The following is a 25782-nucleotide window of genomic DNA, read 5'->3' on the forward strand; positions in this document are numbered from 1 at the left end:
GTCAAAGGGTCCCTGTCGCTGATTTGGCTTGCTTGCCCGCATCACCCGGCGCGGGTTTGAAGGCTTCTCCGATCAGCGTAAATACATATTTGTTATATTCATTTGCAAGATACAGCATCGGCCATTCGCCTTTGACCGGGTAGGCGAAAATGGTGGCGTTCGGCATGGCACGCCTGAACAGGATCAGGCTTCTGGGCATGTGATAATCTGCAGTGACAAGCACCAGTGTCTGGTAGCCGTGGGTTTGTGTCCACAGGTTGCTTTCGGTGGCGTTGCCCGCGGTGTTGGGCGCGGCCCGGTCGAGGTCCACACAGCAGGTGAAAAGCGCCTCTTCCGCGCCGGTCAACGCGCTCAGCTCATGGGGTTCTACCACCGGATTAACGCCTGAAATCAACATGCGGTCAGCTACCTTGGCTTCCAGCAGCTTAAGACCAGCTTCCAGCCGTCCGGCCCCGCCTGTCAGCACAATAATGCCGTCGCTTTTCGGGGTCATGCCGTCGGGTATCGCTTTTGGCAGTGTCAGGACGAAAAAGCCGAACCCGAGAAGCCAGGCGGCAACCAGATAGACAGGTGCCTTGATCAGGAGGCGCGCGACTGATTTTCTGTTTCTTGCCATGGTGTGCCGCTACATCATTTGCGCCAGCGCCCGCCGCACGGTAATGCGGGCTGTGACCATGGTGATGAGTGCAGAAAACAGTGGCAGCAAGGCAAGCCAACTAAGGTTGGCATTGTCGGGCAGGGTGGCTGTGATTAGCCCCTGGCCCATTTCACCCGCCAGATAGTTGATCAGATACAGTGTGCCCGCCGCCAGCAGCACACCCACAAGGCCGCCCTTAAGGCCGTGCGCCATATAACGCTCGTCAAAGGCCTTGGAAATCATGGCATCTTCGGCGCCCATCAGGTGCATGATCTCAATGCTTTCCCGGTGGGTGGCAAGGCCCGCGCGACAGCCAAAAATAACGATCGCCACGGTGGACAGCACAACCATGACCACGATGCCCGCCAGCACCAACTGCACGGCCGATGCAAGGTTTAGCACCTGGCTCATCCATTCCTGGTGGTCGTCAAGCTGCGCGCCCGGTGCGGCTGTGGCCAGCCGTTCCTTGAGGCCCCCGATATGAACCGCATCAGGTGATGAAAGTGACACATCGATCAGGGTAGGCAGCGGCAGGCCCGCATCAAACGGCACATCCCCAAGCCACGGGGACAGAAGCTCCAGCACATCTGCTTCCGCCAGCACATAGGCTGATGTGATGCCCGGCGTGGCCCTGAGAAGCGTGAGCGCGTCTTCGGTTTGCCTGGCGCGCTCAGCTTCATCCTCAACCACAATCTGAACAGTCAGGTTACTGCTCAGGCCCGCGCTCCATTGCTCGATGCCCTTGCCAAGGGCAAGGCCGCTTGCGAGCGCCAGCGTGCACAAAAACAGCATCACGCCGATCACCCACGGCAGCAGGCCTTCCCGCTGGTGCTGCTTAGGCAGAAATTGAAGTGTCCGGCCCCACATGCTCATGCTCCCGGATCGATTGGTGTGCCGCCCGGGACGTGCTCCAGATCGCCTTTGTCGAGTTTCAGGATCGGTGCACCGATAGATTTCACCAGTCCTTCATCGTGGGTTGCCACCACGGTGGTGGTGCCTTCCTTGTTGAGGGCGACAAAAAGATGCATCAGGCGGCGCGACATCTCGGGGTCCACGTTACCTGTGGGTTCGTCCGCCACCAGAAGGTCAGGCTTATTGATGATGGCGCGGGCAATCGCGACCCGCTGCTTTTCCCCGCCCGAAAGGGTCGCGGGGCGCGCATGCATGCGGTCCTCCAGCCCAACCCAGCACAGAAGTTCTTCCACATGGTCGGCGACCTGGGCCTTTTTGGCCCCTTGGATGCGAAGCGGCAGGGCGACATTTTCAAACGCGCTCATATGCTCGAACAGCCGGAAATCCTGGAACACCACGCCGATACGGCGGCGCATGCGAGGCAGCGCGTCACGCTCAAGCGTCATCAAATCACGGCCGAAAAAATTGATCAGCCCGCGAGATGGCCGATGCGCCAGATACAGCAGCTTCAAAAGTGTTGTCTTGCCGGCACCCGAAGGGCCAACCAGAAAATGAAAGGACCCGCGATCGAGTGAAAAGCTGACATCCCGAAGGACTTCAGCGCCCATTCCGTACCGCATGCCGACATTTTCGAAGGTTATCATCTGGTGCTCCCGCCAAGTTGCGCGCAGAATTGCATATAGGGGCTTTTGCGTCCAGTGGCATGGTGCACAGCTGGCTGATAATGTTGCCCCGTGTTAACCATGATGTCGGGATGTCAGCCAAGAGAAGCTCTTGGATCGCCCATGCCATGCAAGTGCTTGTGTTATGAGGCAGTTTTCCTATAGTGTTAACACTTATTTTATCGGGTGGGGCCTATCATTGCGGGTCTTTGGTGAGAAAGTTCGGGCGTTTAAATGATCCTTGTTTGTCCTGCATGTGATGCAAAGTTCAAGATTCCGGACGGGGCCATCCCGGCCTCCGGTCGCAAGGTTCGCTGTGCCAAATGCAAGCACAGCTGGCACGCTGTACCCCAGCAGATCGTCAAGGCACTGGCTGCCGCCGCTGCGCCGCCGCCACGACCTCAGTCTGCGCCAAGCGCTGCGTTTCCGCCTCCTGAAGAAATTGACGCCGGCGCCGCTGCGCGTGCTTCGGCCATTCGGCAATCTGTCCAGGGATTTGATGATGCTGCCTCGCCTGCGCCGCCACCGCTTGCGGATGAAGATCGCGATATGTTCGATGAGGACGGCGCACCTGAACCGAAAGTCGCGGCGCCGGGTGACGAATTTGACGAGGATCATGGCGCGACTGACCACGGTTCGTCGGAGTTTGACGGTGACGACTTCGGTGTTGGCGCTGTGGCCAAGGAACATATGGGTACTGAGTTTAGCCTGGATGACGATGACGACCATGAGGGCGGCGATGACGATAGTGAAGAAGATTATGATGCAGGTGATTTTGTCGCCCGTCGCCGCGCCGAGCAGCGCCGGGAGGCAGAACGCAAGGCCCAAGCCCGGAAGCGCCAGCTTCTGGTTGTCGGGTGGGCGCTTCTTGTCGTTATGTGGCTGACAATTCTGGGTGGACTGGTGTTCATGCAGGATACAGTGGTGAAAACCTTCCCGGGCATGGTTGGTTTCTATGAGATTTTTGAAGGTGCAAGCGACGTTGAACGATTCCGTCCGGAAGATGGTGAACCGCTGACGACGCCCCTGACCGAACGCGAGATCTACCTGACGGCAAAGCTCTATAATGACCGGACGCGGGTTGAGACCGTGGACGGTAACCCGGTTCTTATGGTGCGGGGGTTCGTTGAAAACCCAAGTGCCACGGAATTTGGACGAACGGCATCTGTACCGCAGGTACGCGTGGATGTGCTGGACCGCAGCGGCAATGTGCTTGAGACTGTGATCACCGACCCGGAGGGCTTTGCCATCCGGCGGGGCGCACGGATCGATTTCGAGACTAGCATCTATCCCGTGCCGCCGGGGGCTGCGAATGTGTCTGTAAAGGTGCTGGAAGGGACCCGGTCGCGCGTGGTGCGCAGTACTGGTTGACGCATGAAATGGGGGAGAGGGGGCGACAATGGATTACTTCTTCGATTGGAATAAAGCCGGCGATGCACATGTCGGCATAGAGCCCATCTTCACTGCAGATGAAATCGTCAACAAGGTGGATGAATTAGCTGGCAGGCTGACCCGCTGGTTTGATACTGAACCCGTGGCCCAGGTAGCGATGAACGGGGCCATGATGTTCGGCGCGGACCTGAGCCGCGCCATGTCTATGCGCGGCTGTGTGATGGAGATGGATTTCATCCATGTGATCAAGAATAGGCAAAAATCGACCCTGGAACTGAAGGCCACCACAGAATTGCCGGTAAAAGGCCGTGATGTTCTTATAATTGATGATATATTCGAACAAGGCAGGACTTTGAGCGCCATGCGAGAATATTTTCTATCCCTGGGTGCAGAAACAGTGACCAGCGTTGTGCTTCTTGATAAAAGTGGTAATAATCCAACTAGTATTAGGCCGGATTTCATAGGTTTTGAGTGCCCCGATGTTTTTGTCATCGGATATGGAATGGACATTGCATACCGATACCGGGAATTGCCCTTTATAGGCAAAATGGGCCGGGCATAGATCGGCGAAGATGCATTAATTAGGTGTCTTCCGTTTTTTAGGAAGGGTGTCCCCTTGGCACGGGTATTGGTAGTTGAAGATGATGAAGCGGTTCGCGACTTTGTATGTCGCGTCCTTTCGATGCATGGCCACAGTCTTCTGACCGCTCATGACGGCGCTGAAGCTGTGGAGCAGATGAATGCCCACCATTTTGACCTACTGATTTCAGATATCGCGATGCCTGTGATGGACGGTATTTCGCTTGCGCTCAAGGTGCGGGCATCAAGGCCCCATGTGCCGATCATTCTGATGACCGGCTACGCCAACGAGCGCCAGCGTGCTCATAATCTGTCGCTGTTGATCGAAGGGCTTCTTTCCAAGCCTTTCACCATGGAGCAACTGCTTGCGGAAGTTGGCAATGCCCTGAAGGCTGCACGGGCCCGCCAGGCGGAGATGGAGGCGGCAGGCGCCCCCATTGCGGCTCAGTCGTCCGAGAGCCAGGACGGCACGTCGTCAAGCGACAGCAAGTCTTCAAGCGACTGACGTTTCCTGACCACCGAATATCTGTCACCGTCCACCAGCACTTCTGGTACAAGGGGGCGGCTGTTGTAGGTTGACGCCATCACCGCGCCGTACGCGCCGGCGGATTTGATCGCCACCAGGTCCCCTGCTTTCAGGGGGGCAGTGATCCGCTGCTTTGTGAATACGTCACTGCTTTCGCAGATCGGCCCAACGAAATCGGCCCTCAGGGTGTCTCCTGATTTTGGTTCCTCTACCGGCACGATGGCGTGATAGGCGTCATACATGGCGGGGCGGGAAAGGTCATTCATAGCCGCATCAAGGATATAGAAAGTGCGGTTTTCGCCCTGTTTTTCATACAGCATTTCCGTGAGCAAAAGCCCCGCGTTCCCGGCGATCAGGCGGCCGGGTTCCAGGATGATGCTGCAATCCATATCCCCCAGTACATCCTTGATCATAGCGCCATAGTCCGCGGGCGCGGGTGGTGCCTCGGCGTCTGGGTCGTAGGGGATGCCCAGGCCGCCACCCAGGTCGATATGGCGGATGTCATGGCCTTTGGCGCGCAACTCGCGCACCAGGCCGACAACGCGCTCGAACGCCAGGCGGAAGGGTTCGAGATCCGTGAGTTGGGAGCCAATGTGCAGGTCTACGCCCACAGCCTTCAGGTTCGAAAGTTCGCCAATCCGGGCATAGACGTCGTCCACTTTCTGCCAGGCGATGCCAAACTTGTTTTCCGATTTACCGGTGGAGATTTTGGCGTGGGTCTTGGCGTCCACATCCGGGTTTACGCGGATGGAAATCGGGGCAACCTTGCCCATGCTGGCCGCAACCTCATTCAGCACCTCAAGCTCCGCTTCGCTTTCGGCGTTGAACTGCATGATGCCTGCCTCAAGCGCTGCTGCCATTTCTGCGCGGGTTTTGCCGACGCCGGCGAAAGCAATCTTCGAGGCCGGAATGCCAGCCTTGAGCGCACGCTGAAGCTCACCCAGGCTGACCACGTCCGCGCCCGCACCGGCCTTTGCCAATATGCGCAGCACAGCGATATTGCTGTTTGCCTTCACGGCAAAGCACACCAGCGCATCGAGGCCCTCGAAGGCGTCGGAGAAAACGCGGTAGTGCCGCTCAAGTGTCGCGCGCGAGTAAACATAAACAGGGGTTCCAACCTCTGCAGCAATCCTGCTCAGGGGCACATCTTCAGCCATCAGTTGGCCATTTTGGTAATGGAAATGATCCATGGATAAACCTGTCTGGGGAAGGGTCAGTTTGACGTGGATGAATAACCGGCAGGCGGCTTCACGTCGCCCTTCTTGCCGCAAGCGCCAAGGCTGCTGGCTACCAGCAGGATCATGCTAATGGTCAAAATCTTGCGCATCCGGGGCTCCTTATTTCAACGCTTTGCGGGCGGCCGTGACCGCTTTTTTGACATTCTCTGGCGCCGTGCCACCAAACGATGTGCGGCTGGACACGCTTGCCTCAACGCTCAACACGTCGAACACGTCGGACGTGATCCTGGGCTCAATCGTCTGCATCGCTTCGAGCGGCAGGTCCTTGAGGTCCACACCCAGCTGTTCGGCGGCTTTCACGACTGAGCCGGTGACATGGTGGGCGTCACGAAACGGCAGGTTCAAGACACGCACCAGCCAGTCGGCCAGGTCTGTAGCGGTCGAGAAGCTCTGGCCCGCGGCCTCCGCCATTACGTCTGCGTTTGGCTTGAGGTCCTCGATCATCCCGGTCATGGCGGCGAGGCACAGCTCAAAGTCATCGACAGCCTGGAATACGGGCTCCTTGTCTTCCTGCATATCTTTGGAATAGGCAAGCGGCAGGCCCTTCATAACCATCATCAGGCCGTTCATTGACCCGCTGATGCGGCCTACCTTGGCGCGGATCAACTCGGCCGCGTCAGGATTGCGTTTTTGCGGCATGATCGACGACCCGGTCGAATAGGCGTCAGAGAGCGTCAGGAAGCGGAAGGCAGCCGATGCCCACAGCACAATCTCGTCGGCGAGGCGCGACAGGTGCACAGCGGAGATCGACAGCACGCTGAGGAACTCAAGCGCGAAATCGCGCGCCGACACGGCATCGAGTGAGTTGGCCATCGGCCGGTCGAAGCCAAGCGCTTCGGCCGTCATGTGCCGGTCAATCGGGAAACTGGTGCCCGCAAGTGCGGCAGCCCCCAGCGGGCTTTCGTTCACGCGGGCGCGGCAATCAGATAGGCGCGCGCGGTCCCGGCTCAGCATTTCATGGTAGGCCATCAGATGGTGGCCAAGGGTAACGGGCTGTGCCGTCTGCAGGTGCGTGAAGCCGGGCATCACGGTGCCCGCGTGTTTTTCGGCCTGATCAATCAAGGCACCGAGAAGCCCGGCAAACTGGGCGTCGAGCGCATCAATGGCGCCGCGTGTCCACAGGCGGAAGTCAGTCGCCACCTGGTCGTTCCGGGACCGGCCGGTATGCAGCCGCGCGCCAGCATCGCCGATAAGCTCGCGCAGGCGTGCTTCCACATGCATGTGAATGTCTTCAAGGGCAGGATCGAACACCATCTTTCCTGCTTCAATCTCCGCCGCTACCTGATCAAGGCCCTTGTGGATCGCGTCGCAGTCTGGCTGGCTGATCACACCGACAGAGGCCAGCATGCTGGCGTGCGCCTTCGAGCCCGCAATGTCTTCGCGGTACAGGCGTTTGTCGAATCCGATCGATGCATTGATTTCTTGCATGATGGCGGATGGGCCGGAAGCGAAGCGGCCGCCCCACATGCTCTGGCCGCCTGCCTGCTGTTCAACTGCGTCGTTCTTGTCGGATTTGTGATCCACGGTAGTCTTGCCTTTCGTATCAGCCTGACTATTGTCTTGGCCAATTAATAACGGTCCTGTCGGGAGACTAAAATGTCCAAAAAGGCGCTTGTGCCAGCAGTCATCCTTGTCGTCCTTCTGGGCGCTGCAGCTTATCGGCTGTTTTCGCCTACGACAACGCCCTTCCCCACGGGTGCGCCGATAAATTCTTATCTGAAAGGCGAAATGGCAAAGCTTTCCTTGCCCGATACGCCAAAGGGCCTGACGGACCATATCATCATGCGCGAAGATGGCTCGCCCATCAAGCTTTCGGCCATGAAGGGCAAGGCGATGCTGATCAACCTGTGGGCCAGCTGGTGCGCGCCCTGCCGGGCGGAGATGCATGAGCTTGCGAACCTGCAGAAAGAACTGGGCGACGACACGTTCGAAGTTGTAGCCATCACGGTGGACCGTGGCGGCATCCTGCAGGCCAAAGACACGCTGGCCGAATGGGGCGTTGAAGGCCTGAACCTCTATGCTGAACCCACAATGGCGATCGCCCTTGAACTGGCGGACGGCAAACTGCCGACCAGCTATATCGTTGGTGCGGACGGTGAGGTGAAGGCCTATTTCCTTGGGCCCCTGAAGTGGGACGTGCCGGAGGCCATCACGCTCTTTACCGCGCTCAAGGAAGGTGCGCTTTAAGTTTTCATCCCCTCCGGTACCTATTCCCTCTGGGATTGTATTGTGGCATTATAGTTCGTGTAATGAGGTACTAAACATGCACGGCAACCAAGGTGGGGACTATATGATGAAACAGAGCAAGATGTGGATTGTCGCGGGTCTTTTGGCTGCGTCAGTATCCTTTGGGGCAGGCGCAAAGGAGCGGCCGATTGATCAGTATCTAAAGGGTGAGCTTGACGGTATGCATGCCTTTGAAACCAGCCTTAATCTGTCAGACTATCAGGTGGTGACAGGGTTTGACGGTACCGACAAGCAGGTTTCCAAGCTGGCATCCAAGAAGGGCAAGGCCCTGTTGATTACCTTCTGGGACCGGTCTTGTTTGATTTGCCGCAGCTATCTGAAAGACCTTGATGCCCTGCAGAGCCAGATGGGCGATGACAAATTCGAGGTTGTGGCCATTGATATAGGCAAAAATAATTTCACCTATACCGAAAATTCGCTGAAGCGCTGGGGAATTTCATCGCTGGGCGTCTACGGCAGCTACTTCAACAGCATCTACAATGAACTACGTGCCAATCCAATGTTCCGCCTCTATGGCAATGAGCCCACGAGCCTGCTTCTGGATGGGAACGGGGAAGTCAGGGCCTATACCAGCGTGACGCGCGACTGGTTGTCTGACGACGGCAAGGCCCTGATCAATGCACTTAAGGAAGACGCGATCGACTAGCCCAGGCTGGTCGCGTCCGCCGGGATTTCATCCTGTGCGACAACCTGTGTCTCCGTACTCGCGTCGGCCTTCCATTCCTTGATATAGGGGTGTTCAAGCACCGCCTGCATGTAGGCGCGGGAGGTTTCGCCAAGCTGAATGCCATAGCTTTCGAACCGCGACACAACAGGCGCATACATCATGTCTGCCGCGCCAAACTCGCCATAAAGGAAATCCCCGCCCGCGCCGAAGCGGGTGCGGGCTTCTGTCCACAAGGCGTCGATACGGTCGACATTTTTCTGCACGGCATCTGAAAGCGTCAAGCCGGTGCGGCGGTCGCGCATGTTCATAGGCGCGGCACCCCTGAGGGCCATAAAGCCGCTGTGCATTTCCGCTGCGATGGACCGCGCGTTTGCGTAAGCCGCCTTGTCTTCAGGCCACCAAAATTTTTCAGGCGCAATGCGGGCGCAATAGTCGATGATGGCCAGCGAGTCCCACACGCGCACATCGCCGTCGCAAAGGGCGGGCACGCAGCAGGTAGGGGAATAGGCCTTGATACGCTGGTAAAATTCCGGCGTGTCCAGAGGCAGCTTGATTTCCTCGAACGCGAGGCCGGTGTGACGCACCGCCAGCCAGCCGCGCAAGGACCAGCTGGAATATGTCTTGGTGCCGATGATGATCTTAAGGTCTGACATATGTCGTGACTCCCTGATTTTTCTTGGGGTGAACAGGATAGTCCGTTGGCTTTTATCACAGGTCTGCACGGGCGTCGCCCGATTGTTTCTAAGGCTCTGCCTCCAAAAAATTAAGGCAGGTGTGAGACGCGGAGGTCACTGAAAGCGGTCAGGCTGATGCCTTCTTTTTCGCATACCTCACGCACAGTGTTTTGGCCCGCCATGCGCTTCAAATATGCCCCAAGGTGTGGGAAGCTTTGGGGCGGCGTAGGCATATCACTTGCCCAGATGCACAGCATCAGAAGGAAATAGTCACAGACGGTGACCGTATCCCCCACCAGATAGGTGCGGTCTTCCAGCGCCTGATCCAGAATTTTCAGGTCCGCAGCCACGCGCTCGCTGTGGGCGGCTTCAACGGCTTTTGCGCCGCCCGCGTCCTTTGTGTGCTTGGCGGGGTAACAATAAACCATATAGTCCGCTTGCAGCGTGTTCGTCAGATACATCAGCCACTGCAGGAATTTGGCCCGCTCCAGGCTGCCCGGCAGTGGAGCCAGACCGGCTTCAGTATGCTGTTCCGCCAGATACAGGCAAATCGCCGGGCTTTCGAATAAGGCCAGGTCGCCGTCCATCAGGGTGGGGATCCGCCCCGCCGGGTTCATCTTCAGGTATTCGGCCGATTTCTGCGCATCCGATTTTCGGTCCACCAGCACAAGTTCATAGGGCACGCTCAGATGCTTCAGCATGAAATGCGGTGCGAGGCTGGCGTTGCAGGGGTAATAATATAACCGGTACATGCAGAAAGCTCCCCTTGGCGTTACCCGCCCCAATGCAGGTCAAAGGCATCAATTTTTACCCGTCTGCCATTCTTGGCGAAAGCCTCCTGGGCCTTGGGAAGAGCCAGGGCCTTGCGCAGCCTGTTCATCATGATGCGCTCGAACGGTGGTGTGTGTGGCGCTTCCTTGGCTTGCAGGAATTTGGTTAGCGCCATATCCCGGTAGGCATTGTCTGCCAGATGCTCGATCATGAGGTCGGCGGTTTCCGAAGGCCTGTCGGCGCACAGCAGTGTTGAGGCATAGGCGTGGATATTCTTGCGCGGGTTTTCAGCCATGGCATCAAGGATGGCGTCGCCATTATCGGCCTGGCCCAGCATATAGTGCGAACAGGCCTGCACGCTGCGGATGAACATGCGACCAAAGTCGCTGGCATAGTCTTCAGCCACTTCGGCGTTCAGTTCTTGCGCATAGGCCAGAGCCTCTTCATAGCGGCCCACCTGCTGCAGCAGAACGGCCAGGTTGATGCGCATGTTGATGGTATCAGGGAAATCCTCGATCGGCAGAGCTGTGAGCTTCTTCATGATGTCAATCGACTGGTCATACTGCCCCAGGTCACTGAGCGCGCGGGCATAGCTGTCTACTACCCAGAAGGCATCCGTGCCGATGGCCTCTACCGTGCCCCAATCATCGACGAATGGTTTGGCGGCTGCGGCAGCTTGTTCCATTTTGCCGCCGTCGCGCAAAGCCTCCACATAGGCGGCTAATCGCTCTGCATCTTCTTCGTCTTCCTCATAGGCTTTCTTGCGATTTTCGATCTCGCGGTCCAGCGCAAGCCGCAGGTCGGCGCCCGCGCGTTTCTCCACGTCTGGCCATATCGCCTCATAGCGGCGGTCGATCATCAGGGACAGCAGGGATGACGGGTCGCTGATTTTTTCGAGGAACCGTGGGATGTTTGTCAGCCTGTCGCTCTTCACCAGCGCCTGAACCGCATTGGCATAAATCCAGTCAGCGCCCCATGAGTTGGTGCCTTCATAGCCGGCGCCCGCCAGCAGGATGGATAGATTGTCGAACAACTCGCTTTTCCCTGCTTCCGTCAGTTTGAAGTTCAGGTCGTTGATCCACTGGCTGTTCAGGTTTTTCGCAGACGCCGGATGCTTGGCCGCCAGCGTAACCAGAATGCCAACTTCCTTTTCAAGGTCTTCGGCCCCGCGATAAAGCTCAGCCATCCGGAAATAAAGATTGGCGTCGTCGGTATAAAGTTCCGCCGCTTCCTCAAACGCTTTGAGGGCGAAACTATCGCGGTCCAGCTTGTTCAGCGCCATACCACGCTTGAGCTGGATCAGGCCACGCAGGCGATTTGCTTCAGGCACTTGCTTGAGCATGGCGTTCAGTGTCCTGAGTGCCAGAATATGCTTGTTATCATCCATGGCCTTCAGGGCTTTGGTCATGTCTTCCTCAAGGGGGCTAAAGAGCTCTTCGTCGATGTTGAAGCGCCCTGCCATGGAAAGCGGCACCTTTTTGATGCTGAAAGTCAGGTTTGTGTTACTGGCAATGTCGTTCCCGAATTTGATAGCCTCTGCCGCGTCATCTGGCGTGACCGAAAGCGTGGTGTTGGTTACTTCGAAGTCGATCACGAGCGTTTCGCGGTCTTCAGTGAAAGTGCGCTTGAAGGCAGCGCCTTCCAAAGCGCGGCGGACAATTTCGCTGCCGCGCGGCCGGCGGCCTTCGACCTCCATCTTGATCTGATGATGCCGGTTGATACGGTAAGGCATTTTAAGCGGTGTACGCCGCTTGGTTTGATTGGGGGTGTTGAAAAGATCGCGAACACCCCAGGCATTGATCGACATGGAATTCACAGCGCCTGAGCTTTTCGCCGCGGCGCGGGGCAGCCGGTATGCCGCATTGATGGTGATGCGGTTGGCGTCCAGGTCATCTTCGATTGTCAGGTCGCGGGTCTCGACAAGGCCATCATACATGCCCAGATAATAGTCCAGGTAGGATGAGGAAAAATCGTCATAGGACTGGCCGGCAATCGTGCCGCGCTGGATGTCCGCCTCGTCTTCTTCATAGACTGTGGTGACCTCAAGAGTGAAGAAGTCCTCGCCTTTTTTAGGGAAGCTATAGGCTTCCGTGACACGCATAGTTGGATCGGTCGTGGGCTGTACTTCAATGGGCTCCAGGCCCGCGTCTTCGGCGCCGATTGGCAGGCCGTAAGCATAGCTTGGCTGGATCAGTATGTCACCTCGACCGCCCTGGTGCGACCAGGTTGGGTCAAGCCAATAGGCGCGATCACCAATCTCTGCTTTGACGATGGCGTGATCGAAGGCGATCGGGGCGGGCAGGGTGTCGGGCAGGCTGGGGCCTTGCTCGCTGTCCACCAGCGCGGGCCAGGCCTCAATGCCCAGTTCACGCAATACGGCGGTCAGGAGGAGCGCTTTGTCTTTACAGTCGCCATAGCCGCGGCGGATCACCTGCTGGGGCGTCCGCGGAATGTGGGATCCATTGCCAATTTCGATGCCGACATAGCGGATTTTGTCCTGCACAAGTCGCAGGGCTTCGGTCAGCCTGTCTTCGGGCGCCTGCCACTTGTCTGCAATCGCCTGTACCTTGAGCGCAAAGCTTTCAGGCAGGGTCATGTCCACATCATATTTTGGGGCAGCCCAGCGCTGAACATCCTGCCAGCTTTCCATGCTTGAGATGCTGACAAGCGGCCAGCTGACGTGCCACGCAGGGGTGGATTCTTCGCCCGGGATAGGGGTGGGGTCTATGACCGACCATTCATAGATTTTCACGTCGCCTGACTTGCTGATCACAGGGTCCGGCGCATCTTGATAGGTTTTAATAAAGAGTGGTTTGTCTTCAGGCCAGATCAGCCGATAGTGGCGCTCACCGATGGGGACAGACCAGCCCATGTCGAAATAGTCGAAGAACTCACCCGGCCAAAGGCTTGAATGCACAACGCTGGATACGGCATAGTCGATGGTGTCACCCACCTGAATGTCTTCAAGTTCCGCCAGCGCCGTCAGGTCGCCATCAATGATGCCAGCGCTTTCAAGACTTTCCTCTTGCCGAAGCAGTGTGATCTGAACGTCTTGAAGGCGGTCCTGGATTTCGCCGTTCCGGACGACACGGATGTGGTTGAAGGTCAGGTCGGTGTCGTGCGGGTCGAAGGCATATGTCAGGCGCGAAGCCTCTTCGAGGCCTGAGCGGTCAGTCACCGTATAGGAATAACGGGTGTAATATTCATAGCCGTCGGGCCGCCAGGCAACCTGTGTGTCGGCGAGCATATAGAAGATGCCGTCGCCCACGGCTGCGGCCCGGTGTTCCGGCACGCCGGTGCCAGCCTTTCGGTCAACGACCCAATCCGGCGCATCGGCCTTACCGACCGTGACATCTGCTTTGGTCTCGATTGATGCCTGAAGTGGCAGCGTGGCAGCTGGCAACAAAATCAGGAAAAACACAGCAACAATTGGTGCCCATACGCGATAGAACATGACAACCCCCGAAAGATTTTACGTCTGTGCGCGCAAGGCGGCACAAAGTACATCAGAAATTGATAGCGCCCCGGGGCCGCAGTTGCAACATTCGTGTATTTTCTACAAGTCTAACGAAAAAGCCCCGCCAAAGGGCAGGGCTAGTTATCTTTGCGCCGTCATGCGCCTTTAGCGGGTCGGTACAGGTATGTCGCCGCGATAGTCATAGAAGCCGCGGCCAGTCTTGCGGCCAAGCCAGCCGGCTTCCACATATTTCACCAACAGCGGGCAAGGGCGGTATTTGCTGTCCGCCAGGCCGTCATACAGCACCTGCATGATCGAGAGACACGTATCAAGGCCGATAAAGTCTGCCAGTGTCAGTGGCCCCATCGGGTGATTGGCGCCCAGCATCATGGCGTCGTCGATGGCTTCAACGGTGCCCACGCCTTCATAAAGCGTGTAGATGGCTTCGTTGATCATCGGCATCAGGATACGGTTGACGATGAAGGCCGGGAAGTCTTCGGACACCACGGTCGTCTTCTTCAGCTTTTCCGTGAACACATGGAAGCGGTCGAAGGTTTCCTCACTTGTGGCGATGCCGGGGATCAGCTCCACCAGTTTCATCACGGGTACCGGGTTCATGAAGTGAACACCCATGAATTTCTCTGGCCGGTCGGTTGAGGCGGCAAGGCGGGTAATGGCTATCGAAGACGTGTTGGATGCCACCAGCGCATCTGCCTTCAGGTGCGGGCACAGTTCCTTGAAGATGGAGGTCTTGATCTTTTCGTCTTCAACGGCGGCTTCGATCACCAGGTCGCATTTGTTGTGCGCCGCCAGCGTGTCGGCCAGCGTGATGCGGCCAATGGCTGCGTCCATATCAGCGGCCGTGATCTTGCCCTTGGTAACCTGGCGGCCCATATTGCCCTTGATGACTTCAAGCCCGGCTTCCGCACGGTCTATCGAGACATCCGAAAGGATCACATCCATGCCTGCAAGCGCGCAGACGTGGGCGATCCCATTGCCCATCTGGCCAGCGCCGATAATCCCTACCTTCTCAACCATGATATTCTTTCTTTGCCACGTTTTAAGTCGTGACTTTTTCTAACATATTTTTTTGAACAGGGGCAAAAAAGGGCGCGCAATACGTGCGAATTTTCGTCGCACAGGCTGCACGCCCTTTTAGAAATGTTTAGCCGAGGGCTTTTTCAAGCTCAGGTACGGCGTCAAACAGGTCTGCTACAAGGCCATAGTCCGCCACCTGGAAGATTGGGGCTTCTTCGTCCTTGTTGATGGCAACGATGATCTTGCTGTCCTTCATGCCGGCCAGGTGCTGGATCGCGCCGGAGATGCCAACAGCGATGTAAAGCTCTGGCGCCACGATCTTGCCGGTCTGGCCGACCTGATAGTCGTTTGGCACAAAGCCCGCATCCACAGCCGCGCGGGACGCGCCAACGGCGGCACCCAGCTTGTCTGCAACAGCGTCGATGATCTTGAAGTTCTCGCCCGAGCCCATGCCGCGACCACCGGAGATGATGATCTTCGCGGACGTCAGCTCAGGACGGTCAGACTTCGAAAGCTCAGCGCCCACGAAAGAGGATACGCCAACCTTGCCAGCTGCGGCGATGCTTTCAACAGCCGCAGAACCGCCTTCAGCGGCTGCTTTGTCGAACGCGGTGCCGCGCACGGTGATCACCTTCTTGGCGTCGGAAGACTGCACGGTCGCGATGGCGTTACCGGCATAGATCGGACGCTTGAAAGTGTCAGTGCTGACAACCTCAACGATGTCAGAAATTTGCGCAACATCCAGGCTTGCAGCCACACGTGGCAGGAAGTTCTTACCTGTGGTGGTGGCAGGCGCGAGGATCGCGTCGTAGCCATCCGCAACAGACAGCACAACTGCTGCGAGCTCTTCCGCCAGTGGGTGTTCGTAAGTCGCGTCGTCAGCAACCAGAACCTTCGATACGCCGTCGATCTTGGCGGCGGCTTCTGCGGCGGCAGCGCAACCGGAACCAGCCACAAGGGCGTGTACTTCACCAAACGCTTTGGCAGCCGTGACGGTCGCAAGCGTTGCGTCTTTTACGGACGCGTTATCATGTTCTACAACAACGAGAGCGGTCATTAGATTACTCCCTTTTCTTTAAGCTTGCCCACCAGTTCCTCAACGCTTTCAACCTTGATGCCGGCTTCGCGCTTCGGTGGCTCTTCAACCTTCAGCGTGGACAGGCGCGGTGCCATGTCGACACCGAAGTCGGCTGGGGTTTTCTCGTCGATCGGCTTGCGCTTCGCTTTCATGATGTTTGGCAGCGTTGCGTAGCGTGGCTCGTTGAGGCGCAGGTCAGTGGTGATGACAGCCGGAAGGTTCAGCTTCACGGTTTCCAGACCGCCGTCGATCTCGCGCGTTACATTCACGCTGTCGCCGTCTGCAGCAACTTCAGAAGCGAACGTGCCTTGCGGCCAGCCAAGAAGCTGTGCCAGCATCTGGCCTGTCTGGTTGCAGTCGTCATCAATGGCTTGCTTGCCCAGAAGAACGATCGATGGATTTTCTTCTTCCACGATGCCCTTCAGGATCTTGGCAACCGCGAGAGGCTCGCTTTCGCCGTCATGCTCCACCAGGATGCCGCGGTCGGCGCCCATAGCGAGACCGGTGCGCAGCGTTTCCTGTGCAGCCTTAGGGCCGATGGAAACAACAACAATCTCTTCTGCCTTGCCCGCTTCCTTCAGCCGGATCGCTTCTTCGACAGCGATCTCGTCAAAAGGGTTCATGGACATTTTAACGTTTGCGAGCTCAACGCCCGTATTGTCGGATTTAACGCGAACCTTCACGTTATAATCGACGACCCGTTTTACGGGGACCATGATCTTCATGGGGTTCTTTCTCCCAATTTTTGTGCAGGGCAACAAAGCCCCTGAGAACCTTGGTTGACTAGGCCGGGGCAATCAGGCCCCAACCCTTGAAAATATTAGGGGTACACAGCGTTAAACCAGATAAAAACCCGAGTCAATGCGGTGCAGCATTTTGCGCTGCGCCGTAGCGTCAATCCGGGCTATCGTGTTGCGCCAGGCACCCACAAAACGTCCGAAGCACCATCCTTGTTGAGGTGCCTTGAAAGGACAAATAGGTGGTCGGACAGCCGATTCAAATATTTTATCGCCGCCGGGTTGATCGAAACCTCGCGCGATGCAGTGATGGCATGCCGCTCAGCGCGCCTGATCACGGTCCGTGCCAGATGCAGATGGGCGCTGGCCGCAGACCCGCCGGGCAGGATAAAGTTGGTGAGCGGCTGCATGTTCGCGTTCATGCTGTCGATCTCTTCTTCCAGCCGCGTCACCTGCGCGTCCGTGATGCGGAGCGTCATCTCACCCGGCGTGAAATCCTCGCCTGGGGTTGAAAGGTCCGCGCCCAGGTCAAACAGTTCATTCTGGATGCGCGCCAGCATCTCGTCCGCCGCCCCTTCGGTCGTGAGCCGCGCGAGCCCAATCACCGAATTGGCTTCGTCCACTGTGCCGTAGGCCTCAATGCGGGCGTTGTCCTTTGCCACGCGTTCACCGCCGGTGAGCGATGTCTCACCCTTGTCGCCGCCGCGTGTGTAGATTTTGGTCAGCTTCACCATGCCTGGGGCCCTAAATCGTAAAGGCAAACAGGGCGAAGAACACAATGGCCAGTGCCTGTGCGCCTACGCGGGCCTGCATCAGCTTATTGCCGTATTTTTTGTTGAAATCACCGCCCTTCGCCATGGAGCCAAAGCCGGCGAACAGGATGAAAAGGGTGATCAGCATGAACAGCATGCCGAGAACGAGGAAAATAAACATATGCGCTGTCTCTCTTTTGCGTTTCGCACACTATAAAGCAGTACGGATGCAGGGCAACATCAGACCGGTAGGTGCGGCAAAAAGGACGCAACAATATCTATTTCGAAAATCGCGTTATTGTTGTTACATTGTTATCATAAATAGCAACGGGAGGCTGGTTTGAGATTGAAATGGATAGTGTTGGTAGTGGGGAGTTTGCTCTGGTCTACGGCTGCAATTGGGCAGACTACTGTGACAAAAGTAAACGGCGGGAGTGTTAAAGTTGAATTGGGATATGGTATCGCGGTCAATAAGGGGTCTTCACTTAATCGAGAGTGGATCGCGATAAATGATGCAGACCTGCCCCTTAAAATTAAAGGAACCCCGGGAGTTCAGGCTATTTATGATGCTGGAAAAAAGTATTCGAATGGAAGTTTCAAGTTTGTCGCAGCATACACGGTTTCTGCTGATGAGGAGTTGACTGCAGTAGAGGTTCGTTTTTTGACCTTTGATGTTTGGGGTGATCATATTCGAACTCTGACTGCAACGGATGTTATTGACTTGAAAGCCGGAGAGACCAAGAGCTTAGACGGCGAGTGGCGTGTGTATTCTGATAACGACATTATTGAATACTACGCTTCAATTGCGTACGTGGCTCAAGTAAGAACAAAGGATGGGCGCGTCTTAAAGGCTAACGCGAATGCAGTTCTCGAAGAGGCTAAGAAGTTCTCGGCGAAATTTGCCATGACTGATTTGGAGCCTATCGCGGAAAAATAGAATGTATCAGTGCTTCCGGGTCGATATCTCTCGCGCGCAAGCTTTCGAGCGTGACGGATTTGTTCCGCTTGGCGAAGCGTTCGCCGTGCTCGTCCAATAGCAGCCCGTGGTGGTGATATATGGGTGTCGGATAGCCGAGCAACTTCTGCAACACCACATGGATGTGCGTGGCGTGGAAAAGGTCCTCGCCGCGGATGATATGGGTGATGTGTTGCAGCGTGTCGTCCACCACAACAGACAGATGATAGCTTGTCGGCGTGTCCTTGCGCGCCAGCACCACGTCGCCGAGCTCTTCGGGTTTCGCCGTTACCTCGCCCTTGATCTCATCGTGCCACGAGAGCGGCTCGCCGATATGCTCAAGCGCGGCCTTCAGGTCCAGCCGCCAGGCGTGCGGTTTGCCCTCAGCCAGAAGTGGAACTGCGTCTGCCCGCCCCCGGCAGATGCCGGGGTAGATAGGCCCGTCCGGGCCGTGTGGCGCGCTCTCGGCGGCCTCGATTTCACGCTGGATATCTTTCCGCGTGCAGAAGCAGGGGTAGACAACTCCCATGGCCTTCAGCCGGTCCAGCGCCGTCTGGTAATCCGAGAAATGCTCGCTCTGGCGCCTGACAGGTTCTTCCCATGTCAGGCCAAGCCATTTGAGGTCTTCAAAGATACCGTCGACAAATTCGTTTCGGCACCGAACTGTATCAATATCTTCAATGCGCAAGAGGAAGCGCCCACCCTCTTCGCGCGCGCGGTGGTAGGCCAGAAGCGCAGAGTAGGCATGCCCCTTGTGCAGCCGTCCGGTGGGGCTGGGGGCAAAGCGTGTCACGAGTTGTTGCGGATCAGTGCTCATGGCCGCACTTTAGAAAGAAGTGCTGGACAAGGAAACGGCAAAATGACCGTCCGTGGATGTCTATGATGAAACCAAACAGGCGGCCTTGTTGATGGCTGCTGCCAGTTCTTTCTGGTTGATGGGCTTGCCAACGCAGTCGTTCATGCTGGCCTCAAAATAGGCTGCTTTGTTGTCCTCCATCACGTCGGCGGTGAGCGCGATGATGGGGATGGACGCTGCGGCATGTGGCAGGGCGCGAATTTTCCTGGTTGCTTCGGGGCCTGACATTTCGGGCATCCTGACATCCATCAGGATCAGGTCAAAGTCATTTTCCTCTGAAACCAGCCGCAATGCTTCCTTGCCGCTTTCGGCAATTGTCACCTTGTGCCCCATCTTTTTGAGGGTGTTCTGGACAATCATCTGATTGATCTGATTGTCTTCCGCAACAAGGATGGACAACGCCTGTTTTTCCGCTGCCGGGGATAGGGCTGGTTCGGCCTCTTTTGGCAGGTCATCGGCGCTGGCAGGCTCATAGGGCACAGAAAACCAGAAGGCGCTGCCCAATCCCGGCGTGCTTTTGACTGTAATTTCGCCGCCCATACGTTCCACCAGTTTCTTGCATATGGCCAGCCCAAGGCCGGTGCCATGATATTTACGGCTGGTGGAAGCGTCGGCTTGCTCAAATTCCTGGAACAGGCGCCCCAGAAGTTCCCCATCCATGCCGATCCCGGTGTCGATCACTTCAAACTCAAGCCGTTTTTTTGCGGCATTGTGACCGCATACCAGCGTGACCGAGCCACGATCGGAAAATTTTACAGCGTTGCCCATCAGGTTCACCAGCACCTGCCTCAGGCGCGTCGGGTCTGCCTTAACGGCCTCAGGAAAATCCCTGGCAATTTTCGCGGTGATTTGCAGTGTGTCTTTTTTCTCCATCGGGCAGGTTTGATAAAACATCTGCACGACTTCATTTGCCATAATCGCCGGGTTGAAGGGGATCTGCTCAATCTCGAACTTGCCTGCGTCCAGCTTAGAAATGTCGAGAATATCATTGAGAATACGCAGCAGCGCCTGGGCGGCTGATTTGATCTTGTCGACCTTTGCCCGGCTTTCATCAGGCAGCTTGTCTTCCTGCAGCATGTCAGAAAAACCCAGAATTCCTGTCATGGGCGTTCGGATTTCGTGGCTCATGGTTGCCAGGAACGCGCCTTTCGCCTTGTTGGCCAGAACGGCCTGCTGCTCTGCGTGGCGGCGCTCAGCCATCTCCCGTGACAGGCGGTATAGCGCAGCGCCGAACAAAAGTGCTGTGACCAGGGTGGTGATCATGACAGGTGTCAGGGCCTTGATGCGCGCTGCCCAGATGGCTTCAGCCGGGATTTGCGCCACAAGCTTAAGCGCAATATTGTTCGTAACAGTCAGGTGGCTCTCGGTTACGCCGATGGTATCCCACGTCCAGTGGCCTGCGGCAGTTTCCGCGTGTCCTTGGGGTGTGGTGTTTATCTTTTGCCAGGCTAAGGGGTTGCGCGTGCCCAGTGTTTCCGTTTTCCCCAGCATGAAGCCCCATTCATCGGCCGGGTTTGGCGATTTCAGCCAGAATCCATCGGCATTCAGCAGCATGATGTTTTCATTGTCTGAAAAGCTGATGATCTTGTCGAGCATGGGCTTGGCCGAGATGTTCAGCACCACGATGCCGTGCGGTATGCCGCTGTTGTCAAACAGCCGAAGCGCCATTCGGACAACCGGATTGAAGGGTTGCTGGACTACGCCGTTCTCCACGTTCAGGTCAAGCGGGGAAACATAAAGCTCAGAGGGCCCAAGCTGGAGGCCCTGTCGCACATAGGGGCGACTGCTTTTGTCCTGCAGGTCATCTGTTTCCAGCCTACGGACATCGGCGGGGGCGGGTTGATCAATCCTGACAACCTCAACCCCGTCTTCGCCAATCCAGCGGACCTGGGCATAATTGGGGTTGCGCATCAAAAGTGTGGTGAAGGCATTGGCCACTTCATCAAGAGCCGGGTCAGCCTGGCTGACTGCCTGCCGCATTCTTGGTTCAAGGACTGCCACGCTATAGAGGTGGCTGGCAGGAAGCCTCAGGCTTGAATGGAGCGACTGGCTGGCAAGGCGGACAGAGAGCGTCTCGCGGGCAATGAACTGTTCATTCAAGCGTGTGTAGGCCATCTGCCCGGCGTAAAAGCCGAACGCGGCGATCACCGCGAGGCCGAGCAGTAGCCACAGAGTAAAGCGTTTGCCTGATATGTTTTTTGTCACCATCGTATCCAAATAGGGGAACCGGTGCTCAGAACGCCTAAGCAACAGTGCCTTATTTCCTACGCCTGTTCCAGTTGCTTTGGATGAAATTATCAGTTGAATACTTTCAAGGCCGTTAATTTACCCGAGTGAATTTCAACATGGGTGAGAAACCCTGGATGGTTTACTGCAGGCCATGCTTTGGCTTTTGGCCGCTTGCCCACGTCAAAACCCGCGGGTAAGATCGCGCCAAGGGGGCAGGGATGACACTACCGCGCATTGAAGCAAAAGAAATACCCATATATAGGCCGCGCGCGTTGAAAGCGTTGGCGCGCCGCATCGCGCGCACCATTACCCGCTATCCTTATTTCACGGTCGTATCGGGTTTTGATACAGTGGCCAACGAGGAGGAGATCAAGGCGCTCGCCAGCATGCTTGGTACGCTTGGTTGCAGCGCAAAACAGACGCAGCCGCCGCTTTCCTTCACCCGCGTCGCTGTGAACCCTGAGGCTGTCCGGCGCACCAGAAAAGCAACGGCCTACAGCCGGACCCACCTGCCCATCAGCCCCCACACAGACAGCAGTTATCTGCCTGAACCCCATGACCTGGTGGCCTTCCAGTGCGTGGTGGCGGACACGGGCGGCGGTGAAAATGCCATGGTGGCGGTGACTGACGTGCTTACCTGCCTTGCTCCCGCAGACATCAAGCGCCTTCGCCAGCCGGTGTTCCCATTCTCAAGGGGATATTTCCCTGTGCTTGAAGGGGAGGGAGCTGAGACCACGATCCGCTATTACCGCACGCAGGTTGACCAGGCGGTTCTGGACGGCGCGAGCCTGAGCGAGGATGACCGCGCGCTTCTGGACCGGCTGGATGACGTGCTGGCGCATAAGGCACAGGCCTTCACCTTCAAGCTGGAGGAAGGCGAGGCTGTGTTTTTCGCCAACCAAAAGGTGCTGCATGCCCGCACCGGGTTTACAGCAGACAGCAATCGAACGCTTTTCCGGGTGCGTCACACCGTTGACTTGAAGCACGCAGCAGCAGGCGGCCTCAAGAGCTGGCTTTCCGGGTTGCGTGCCAAGCCAGACACTGCGCCTGTGCGGCGGGACCCTGTTCATGACCTTAGGGATCAGGTCGCTGAAAGCCCGGATGATCCGCTTCTGGTGCGGCGGCTTTCCACAATACTGGCCTCGCGCGGTGCTTTTTCAGAAGCCGCTGTGTGGAACCAAAAGGCGCTGGCGCTGGCGCCCACGGCGTATGACAATCTTGTCCTCAAGTCCTGCTTGCGCTGGGAAGAGGGGGACCGCGAGGGTGCGCAGGAAGCCCTACGCCAACTGGCGGAGCATCACCCCTATGAATTCCCGCGCCGCGCTGATCCGGCAGGCCCCAACATTCTTCGGGTGCGGGGCATGAAGAATGTGAAATATCAGCTGCGCACCAAGGCGCGCGGATTTGAACCCTCGCTTGAAGGCGGGCATTTCTCGGTTACCAATTTCCTCCGTGACCGGCGCTATAATGTGTGGCTGCATAATATCTATGATACGCCGGCTGAGTGGCCGGGCGACAGGCCAGCCCCTGACCTGGTGCTGAACACCATTGCCTGCGCCGACAGAATGACCGACAGCCTGAAGGCCCTGTCAAAGTTCCTGGCGGCATGGCCGGGCGTGCCGGTTATCAACCACCCTGACAAGGTGCTGCAGACCACCCGGGAACAGAACTGTCGCCGGTTGGGGGCTATCGACGGTGTGGTGTTCCCGAAAACAGAGCGTGTGCATTGGGACGGCGGCGACACCGGCAGCATGGTGTGTGCGATCACTGAGAAGGGCTTTAGCTATCCGCTGGTGCTGAGGCCGGTTGAGACCCATACCGGGGTTGAAGTGGCTCTGGCGGCGGACACTGAGGCGGTGCAGGACTATTTCAATGCCGCGCGTGCAGGCCGGGATTATTACTTCATCCAGTATCATGACCTGTCGGACGAGAGAGGGTTTTTCCGCAAAAGCCGGACCTTCTGTATCGACGGGCAGTTCCACCCGGTGGCGAGCCTCGTGCACAACGACTGGAATGTCCATTCGGGCGACCGCTACAGCGTGATGGTGGACAGCGAAGAACTTCAGGCCAGTGAACAAGCCTATCTGAAGGATTTTGAAGGCTGGCTGGGGCCGGATAACATGGCGCGGCTTGAAGAGGTGCGCAAGCTCATCGGCCTGGACTTTTTCGGCATCGACTTCTGCAAGCTGGATGACGGACGCCTGTTCATTTTTGAATGCAACGCGGCCATGCGCCACAACTATGACCACGCCGGTGCCTTCCCCTATACCGAACCCTATCTGGACCGGGTATCGGACGCCTTTGACGCCATGCTCACCGCCCGAACGGGGCCGGTGGCGCACGAATGGATGAAGCTGAGCCAGCGCGCCGCGCGTTTCTAGGGCAAATGTTCGACCCGGGGTTGATATGCTGTGCGGGCACAACATAATGCTTTGTCATCCGCGTGTAACACTGTATCTTGTATATATGACCTGTCGGAGTTGAAGCCCTTATGTTGCGGGGCGGTGCCGATGGTGGGCGTCGGTACCCTTTCCGGCTTGTCGGGGGGATATAGACTATGGGTGTTAACTTTACGCCCCACTTGCCTTCGCCGGACAGTTGTCCGGCCCTTGTGCTGAACGCCGATTATCGGCCGCTCAGCTATTTTCCGTTAAGTTTGTGGAACTGGCAAACGGCCCTTAAGGCCGTTTTTTTGGATCGGGTGTCGATCCTGTCGAATTACGAGCGTGAGGTGCACTCACCCTCAATGACCATGCCGCTACCAAGCGTGATCGCGCTGAAGAAATATATCAGACAGCCGAAATATCCTGCTTTTACGCGGTTCAACCTGTTCCTGCGCGATGAATTCACCTGCCAATATTGTGGCTCAACGGAAGACCTGACGTTCGATCATGTCATCCCCAGAAGCCAGGGTGGCAGAACCAGCTGGACCAACATTACGGCAGCGTGCGCGCCGTGCAACCTCAGGAAGGGGGGTAGAACACCGGAAGAAGCGCACATGTTCCCAAGGCGCAAACCCACGAGGCCCTCGGCACACGAGCTTCACGAACACGGTCGCCAGTTCCCGCCAAACTATCTGCATGAAAGTTGGCGGGATTTTCTTTACTGGGACGCGGAACTGGAGCGCTAGGCGAAGCGGGTTTGTTCGTCATGCTGAACTCGTTTGGCGCACCGCCAGCATTGCAAACAGCATCCAAGCTATGTCTGCGGCAGCGACCTTGAGTGATTTGGGCGACAAATAGACCCTGAAACAAGTTCAGGGTGACGGCCTTGCGTGTGATGTCAGACCCGCTTGGAGATCCAGATGGCTGCGCGGCAGCCGGCCTTGATGGCGGCGGAAAGAACCGGGTAACCCACGGCTTCTTCAGCGCCATGTTCTTCGGCGATCTTTTTGTGTTCGACCTCTTCGGCCTGGAACTTCTCAATCACCTCTTCAAGCTCGGCGTCCTTGCCCTTAAGCGCATCGCGCTGGTGCTGGTAATGGTCGTCGATCACTTCTTCGACCGCCTGGGTGCAGGCCATGGCGGCCTTTTCGCCCATCAGCGCGGTGGTGGCGCCAAGCGCGAAGCCTGCCACATGCCAGAAGGGAGTCATCAGCGTGGGGCGCACGCCGCGTTCGGTGATCATCTTGTTGAAGCGGTCCAGGTGAACCTCTTCCTGCTCATACATGTGTTTGAGTAAGCCCGCTTTCGGGTGTTTGTCACCCATCACGGCGCGTTGGCCCGCATAAATCCGCACCGCGCCATATTCGCCCGCATGGTCCACGCGGATCATGCGCTCGGTCTCTTCCTTCAGGCTGCGATCACCCGGCAGCGGGCGCGCAGGCGCTTGTTTTTCAAGCGTTGGCTTCGGAAGTGTCTCTTTTGCGGTTTTGCTCATATCCAGTCCTTCAGGCCGACCTTGCCTTGTTCACGCAAAACAGCGTCATGCCGGTTGCGATCAGGAAATTATAGCCTGCCATGGATATGCCGAAAAGGGACCATGCTATATCGTCGCAGCGAATAAGTGGCGCGTCCATGATGGCCTTCAGCGCGTCATCAATGCTGTCGGTGACATTCACATAGCTTGAGCAGGTCGCAAGGCCTTCCCACCAGCGCTGCTCGACCCCGAAGTGGAAGGCGGCGATGCCTGCGTCTGTCGCGAACAGAAGCGCCAGCAGAACCAGCACCCATTTGCGTGGCAGGCTTTTCATGCCGGTAGCCAACAGGCTGACGGCCATGATGGCCATATAGGGATAGCGCTGCCACCAGCAGAGCTCGCACGGCGGATAGCCCGCAAGCTGGAAGCCGAAGGCGGACCCAAGCACAAGCGTGGCCATAATGCCTGCAAACAATACCGGTTCGCGGTCAGGGAAGGATGTGAGTGTCTCGCTCAT

At 57.1% G+C, this 25782-nt stretch carries 26 protein-coding genes; 8 read left to right on the forward strand and 18 right to left on the reverse strand.

Annotation, left to right across the window (positions count from 1 at the left end):
* Position 1: 1 nt before the first annotated feature.
* From KORM41_RS01130 to ftsE, 3 genes are read right to left on the reverse strand one after another with little or no spacing between them, the layout of a single operon-like run.
* Entirely contained in the window at positions 2-616 is a 615-nt protein-coding gene (locus tag KORM41_RS01130) for a YdcF family protein (RefSeq protein WP_068143509.1), read from the reverse strand.
* A 9-nt stretch (positions 617-625) separates the two neighbouring features.
* Positions 626-1504 carry a cell division protein FtsX gene (locus KORM41_RS01135; RefSeq protein ID WP_068143510.1) on the reverse strand — a complete coding sequence of 293 codons (879 nt, stop codon included), beginning with the start codon at positions 1502-1504 and terminating at the stop codon, positions 626-628.
* A 2-nt stretch (positions 1505-1506) separates the two neighbouring features.
* On the reverse strand, positions 1507-2193 hold the full coding sequence (ftsE, locus tag KORM41_RS01140) for a cell division ATP-binding protein FtsE (protein ID WP_068143513.1): 687 nt from the start codon (positions 2191-2193) through the stop codon (positions 1507-1509).
* A 252-nt stretch (positions 2194-2445) separates the two neighbouring features.
* On the opposite strand from ftsE, the gene KORM41_RS01145 reads away from it, so the two are divergent.
* Genes KORM41_RS01145 through KORM41_RS01155 form a run of 3 tightly spaced genes read left to right on the forward strand, consistent with a single transcriptional unit; the run spans position 2446 to position 4687 of the window.
* The gene (locus KORM41_RS01145) at positions 2446-3582 is read left to right on the forward strand and encodes a zinc-ribbon domain-containing protein (RefSeq protein ID WP_068143515.1); all 1137 of its coding nucleotides are present in this window, start codon (positions 2446-2448) and stop codon (positions 3580-3582) included.
* Positions 3583-3610: 28 nt separating this feature from the next.
* Positions 3611-4165 (forward strand): phosphoribosyltransferase, encoded by a 555-nt coding sequence (locus KORM41_RS01150; RefSeq protein ID WP_068143516.1) that lies wholly within the window; start codon positions 3611-3613, stop codon positions 4163-4165.
* A gap of 54 nt (positions 4166-4219) precedes the next feature.
* Positions 4220-4687, forward strand: a complete 468-nt coding sequence (locus KORM41_RS01155) for a response regulator (RefSeq protein ID WP_068143518.1) — start codon at positions 4220-4222, stop codon at positions 4685-4687.
* Here KORM41_RS01155 and lysA read toward each other — a convergent pair.
* Genes lysA through argH form a run of 3 tightly spaced genes read right to left on the reverse strand, consistent with a single transcriptional unit; the run spans position 4627 to position 7470 of the window.
* Positions 4627-5898 carry a diaminopimelate decarboxylase gene (gene lysA / locus KORM41_RS01160; RefSeq protein WP_068143520.1) on the reverse strand — a complete coding sequence of 424 codons (1272 nt, stop codon included), beginning with the start codon at positions 5896-5898 and terminating at the stop codon, positions 4627-4629. The two genes, KORM41_RS01155 and lysA, sit on opposite strands and share 61 nt — an antisense overlap.
* Before the next feature lie 23 nt (positions 5899-5921).
* Positions 5922-6035, reverse strand: a complete 114-nt coding sequence (lptM, locus tag KORM41_RS22440; protein WP_407928202.1) for an LPS translocon maturation chaperone LptM — start codon at positions 6033-6035, stop codon at positions 5922-5924.
* Between the two features lie 10 nt (positions 6036-6045).
* Positions 6046-7470, reverse strand: a complete 1425-nt coding sequence (gene argH / locus KORM41_RS01165) for an argininosuccinate lyase (RefSeq protein WP_231727054.1) — start codon at positions 7468-7470, stop codon at positions 6046-6048.
* Positions 7471-7542: 72 nt separating this feature from the next.
* Here argH and KORM41_RS01170 point away from each other — a divergent pair, with 72 nt between their 5' ends.
* Together KORM41_RS01170 and KORM41_RS01175 are read left to right on the forward strand one after the other, a co-directional pair.
* Positions 7543-8133, forward strand: coding sequence for a TlpA disulfide reductase family protein (locus KORM41_RS01170; RefSeq protein ID WP_068143522.1), 591 nt, complete (start codon positions 7543-7545; stop codon positions 8131-8133).
* 106 nt (positions 8134-8239) lie between these two features.
* Positions 8240-8839, forward strand: a complete 600-nt coding sequence (locus KORM41_RS01175; RefSeq protein WP_231727056.1) for a TlpA disulfide reductase family protein — start codon at positions 8240-8242, stop codon at positions 8837-8839.
* Here the strand turns inward: KORM41_RS01175 and KORM41_RS01180 are convergent.
* From KORM41_RS01180 to KORM41_RS01215, 8 genes are all read right to left on the reverse strand, one after another.
* Positions 8836-9513 (reverse strand): glutathione S-transferase family protein, encoded by a 678-nt coding sequence (locus KORM41_RS01180; RefSeq protein WP_068143525.1) that lies wholly within the window; start codon positions 9511-9513, stop codon positions 8836-8838. The two genes, KORM41_RS01175 and KORM41_RS01180, sit on opposite strands and share 4 nt — an antisense overlap.
* A 110-nt stretch (positions 9514-9623) precedes the next feature.
* Positions 9624-10286, reverse strand: coding sequence for a glutathione S-transferase family protein (locus KORM41_RS01185; RefSeq protein WP_068143527.1), 663 nt, complete (start codon positions 10284-10286; stop codon positions 9624-9626).
* Between the two features lie 20 nt (positions 10287-10306).
* Complete coding sequence (locus tag KORM41_RS01190; RefSeq protein WP_068143529.1) at positions 10307-13759, reverse strand: DUF3857 domain-containing protein; 3453 nt, start codon at positions 13757-13759, stop codon at positions 10307-10309.
* Between the two features lie 168 nt (positions 13760-13927).
* A complete protein-coding gene (locus KORM41_RS01195) occupies positions 13928-14800 on the reverse strand; it encodes a 3-hydroxybutyryl-CoA dehydrogenase (RefSeq protein ID WP_068143531.1) in 873 nt (290 codons plus the stop codon).
* Positions 14801-14927: 127 nt separating this feature from the next.
* Positions 14928-15857: an electron transfer flavoprotein subunit alpha/FixB family protein gene (locus KORM41_RS01200; protein ID WP_068143533.1), complete on the reverse strand. Its 930-nt coding sequence runs from the start codon at positions 15855-15857 to the stop codon at positions 14928-14930.
* The gene (locus KORM41_RS01205; protein ID WP_068143535.1) at positions 15857-16603 is read right to left on the reverse strand and encodes an electron transfer flavoprotein subunit beta/FixA family protein; all 747 of its coding nucleotides are present in this window, start codon (positions 16601-16603) and stop codon (positions 15857-15859) included. The genes KORM41_RS01200 and KORM41_RS01205 overlap by 1 nt, the downstream gene beginning before the upstream one ends.
* Positions 16604-16782: 179 nt before the next feature.
* Positions 16783-17349: a cob(I)yrinic acid a,c-diamide adenosyltransferase gene (locus KORM41_RS01210; RefSeq protein WP_068143537.1), complete on the reverse strand. Its 567-nt coding sequence runs from the start codon at positions 17347-17349 to the stop codon at positions 16783-16785.
* Between the two features lie 10 nt (positions 17350-17359).
* Positions 17360-17548, reverse strand: coding sequence for a twin transmembrane helix small protein (locus KORM41_RS01215; protein WP_068143539.1), 189 nt, complete (start codon positions 17546-17548; stop codon positions 17360-17362).
* Positions 17549-17779: 231 nt separating this feature from the next.
* Between KORM41_RS01215 and KORM41_RS01220 the strand changes: the two genes are divergently transcribed.
* On the forward strand, positions 17780-18304 hold the full coding sequence (locus KORM41_RS01220) for a hypothetical protein (protein ID WP_156431845.1): 525 nt from the start codon (positions 17780-17782) through the stop codon (positions 18302-18304).
* Here KORM41_RS01220 and gluQRS read toward each other — a convergent pair.
* Together gluQRS and KORM41_RS01230 are read right to left on the reverse strand one after the other, a co-directional pair.
* Entirely contained in the window at positions 18288-19139 is an 852-nt protein-coding gene (gene gluQRS / locus KORM41_RS01225; protein ID WP_068143543.1) for a tRNA glutamyl-Q(34) synthetase GluQRS, read from the reverse strand. The genes KORM41_RS01220 and gluQRS overlap by 17 nt on opposite strands.
* Before the next feature lie 60 nt (positions 19140-19199).
* Complete coding sequence (locus KORM41_RS01230) at positions 19200-21383, reverse strand: hybrid sensor histidine kinase/response regulator (protein ID WP_197420913.1); 2184 nt, start codon at positions 21381-21383, stop codon at positions 19200-19202.
* A 242-nt stretch (positions 21384-21625) separates the two neighbouring features.
* On the opposite strand from KORM41_RS01230, the gene KORM41_RS01235 reads away from it, so the two are divergent.
* Both KORM41_RS01235 and KORM41_RS01240 read left to right on the forward strand, forming a co-directional pair.
* Positions 21626-23788 carry a TauD/TfdA family dioxygenase gene (locus KORM41_RS01235; protein WP_068143547.1) on the forward strand — a complete coding sequence of 721 codons (2163 nt, stop codon included), beginning with the start codon at positions 21626-21628 and terminating at the stop codon, positions 23786-23788.
* Positions 23789-23964: 176 nt separating this feature from the next.
* Positions 23965-24537, forward strand: a complete 573-nt coding sequence (locus KORM41_RS01240) for an HNH endonuclease (protein ID WP_068143550.1) — start codon at positions 23965-23967, stop codon at positions 24535-24537.
* A 152-nt stretch (positions 24538-24689) separates the two neighbouring features.
* On the opposite strand, the gene KORM41_RS01245 is transcribed toward KORM41_RS01240, so the two are convergent.
* Positions 24690-25286: a demethoxyubiquinone hydroxylase family protein gene (locus KORM41_RS01245; protein ID WP_068143552.1), complete on the reverse strand. Its 597-nt coding sequence runs from the start codon at positions 25284-25286 to the stop codon at positions 24690-24692.
* 10 nt (positions 25287-25296) lie between these two features.
* Positions 25297-25782, reverse strand: a complete 486-nt coding sequence (locus tag KORM41_RS01250) for a disulfide bond formation protein B (RefSeq protein ID WP_068143554.1) — start codon at positions 25780-25782, stop codon at positions 25297-25299.

The organism is Kordiimonas lipolytica, assembly GCF_001550065.1.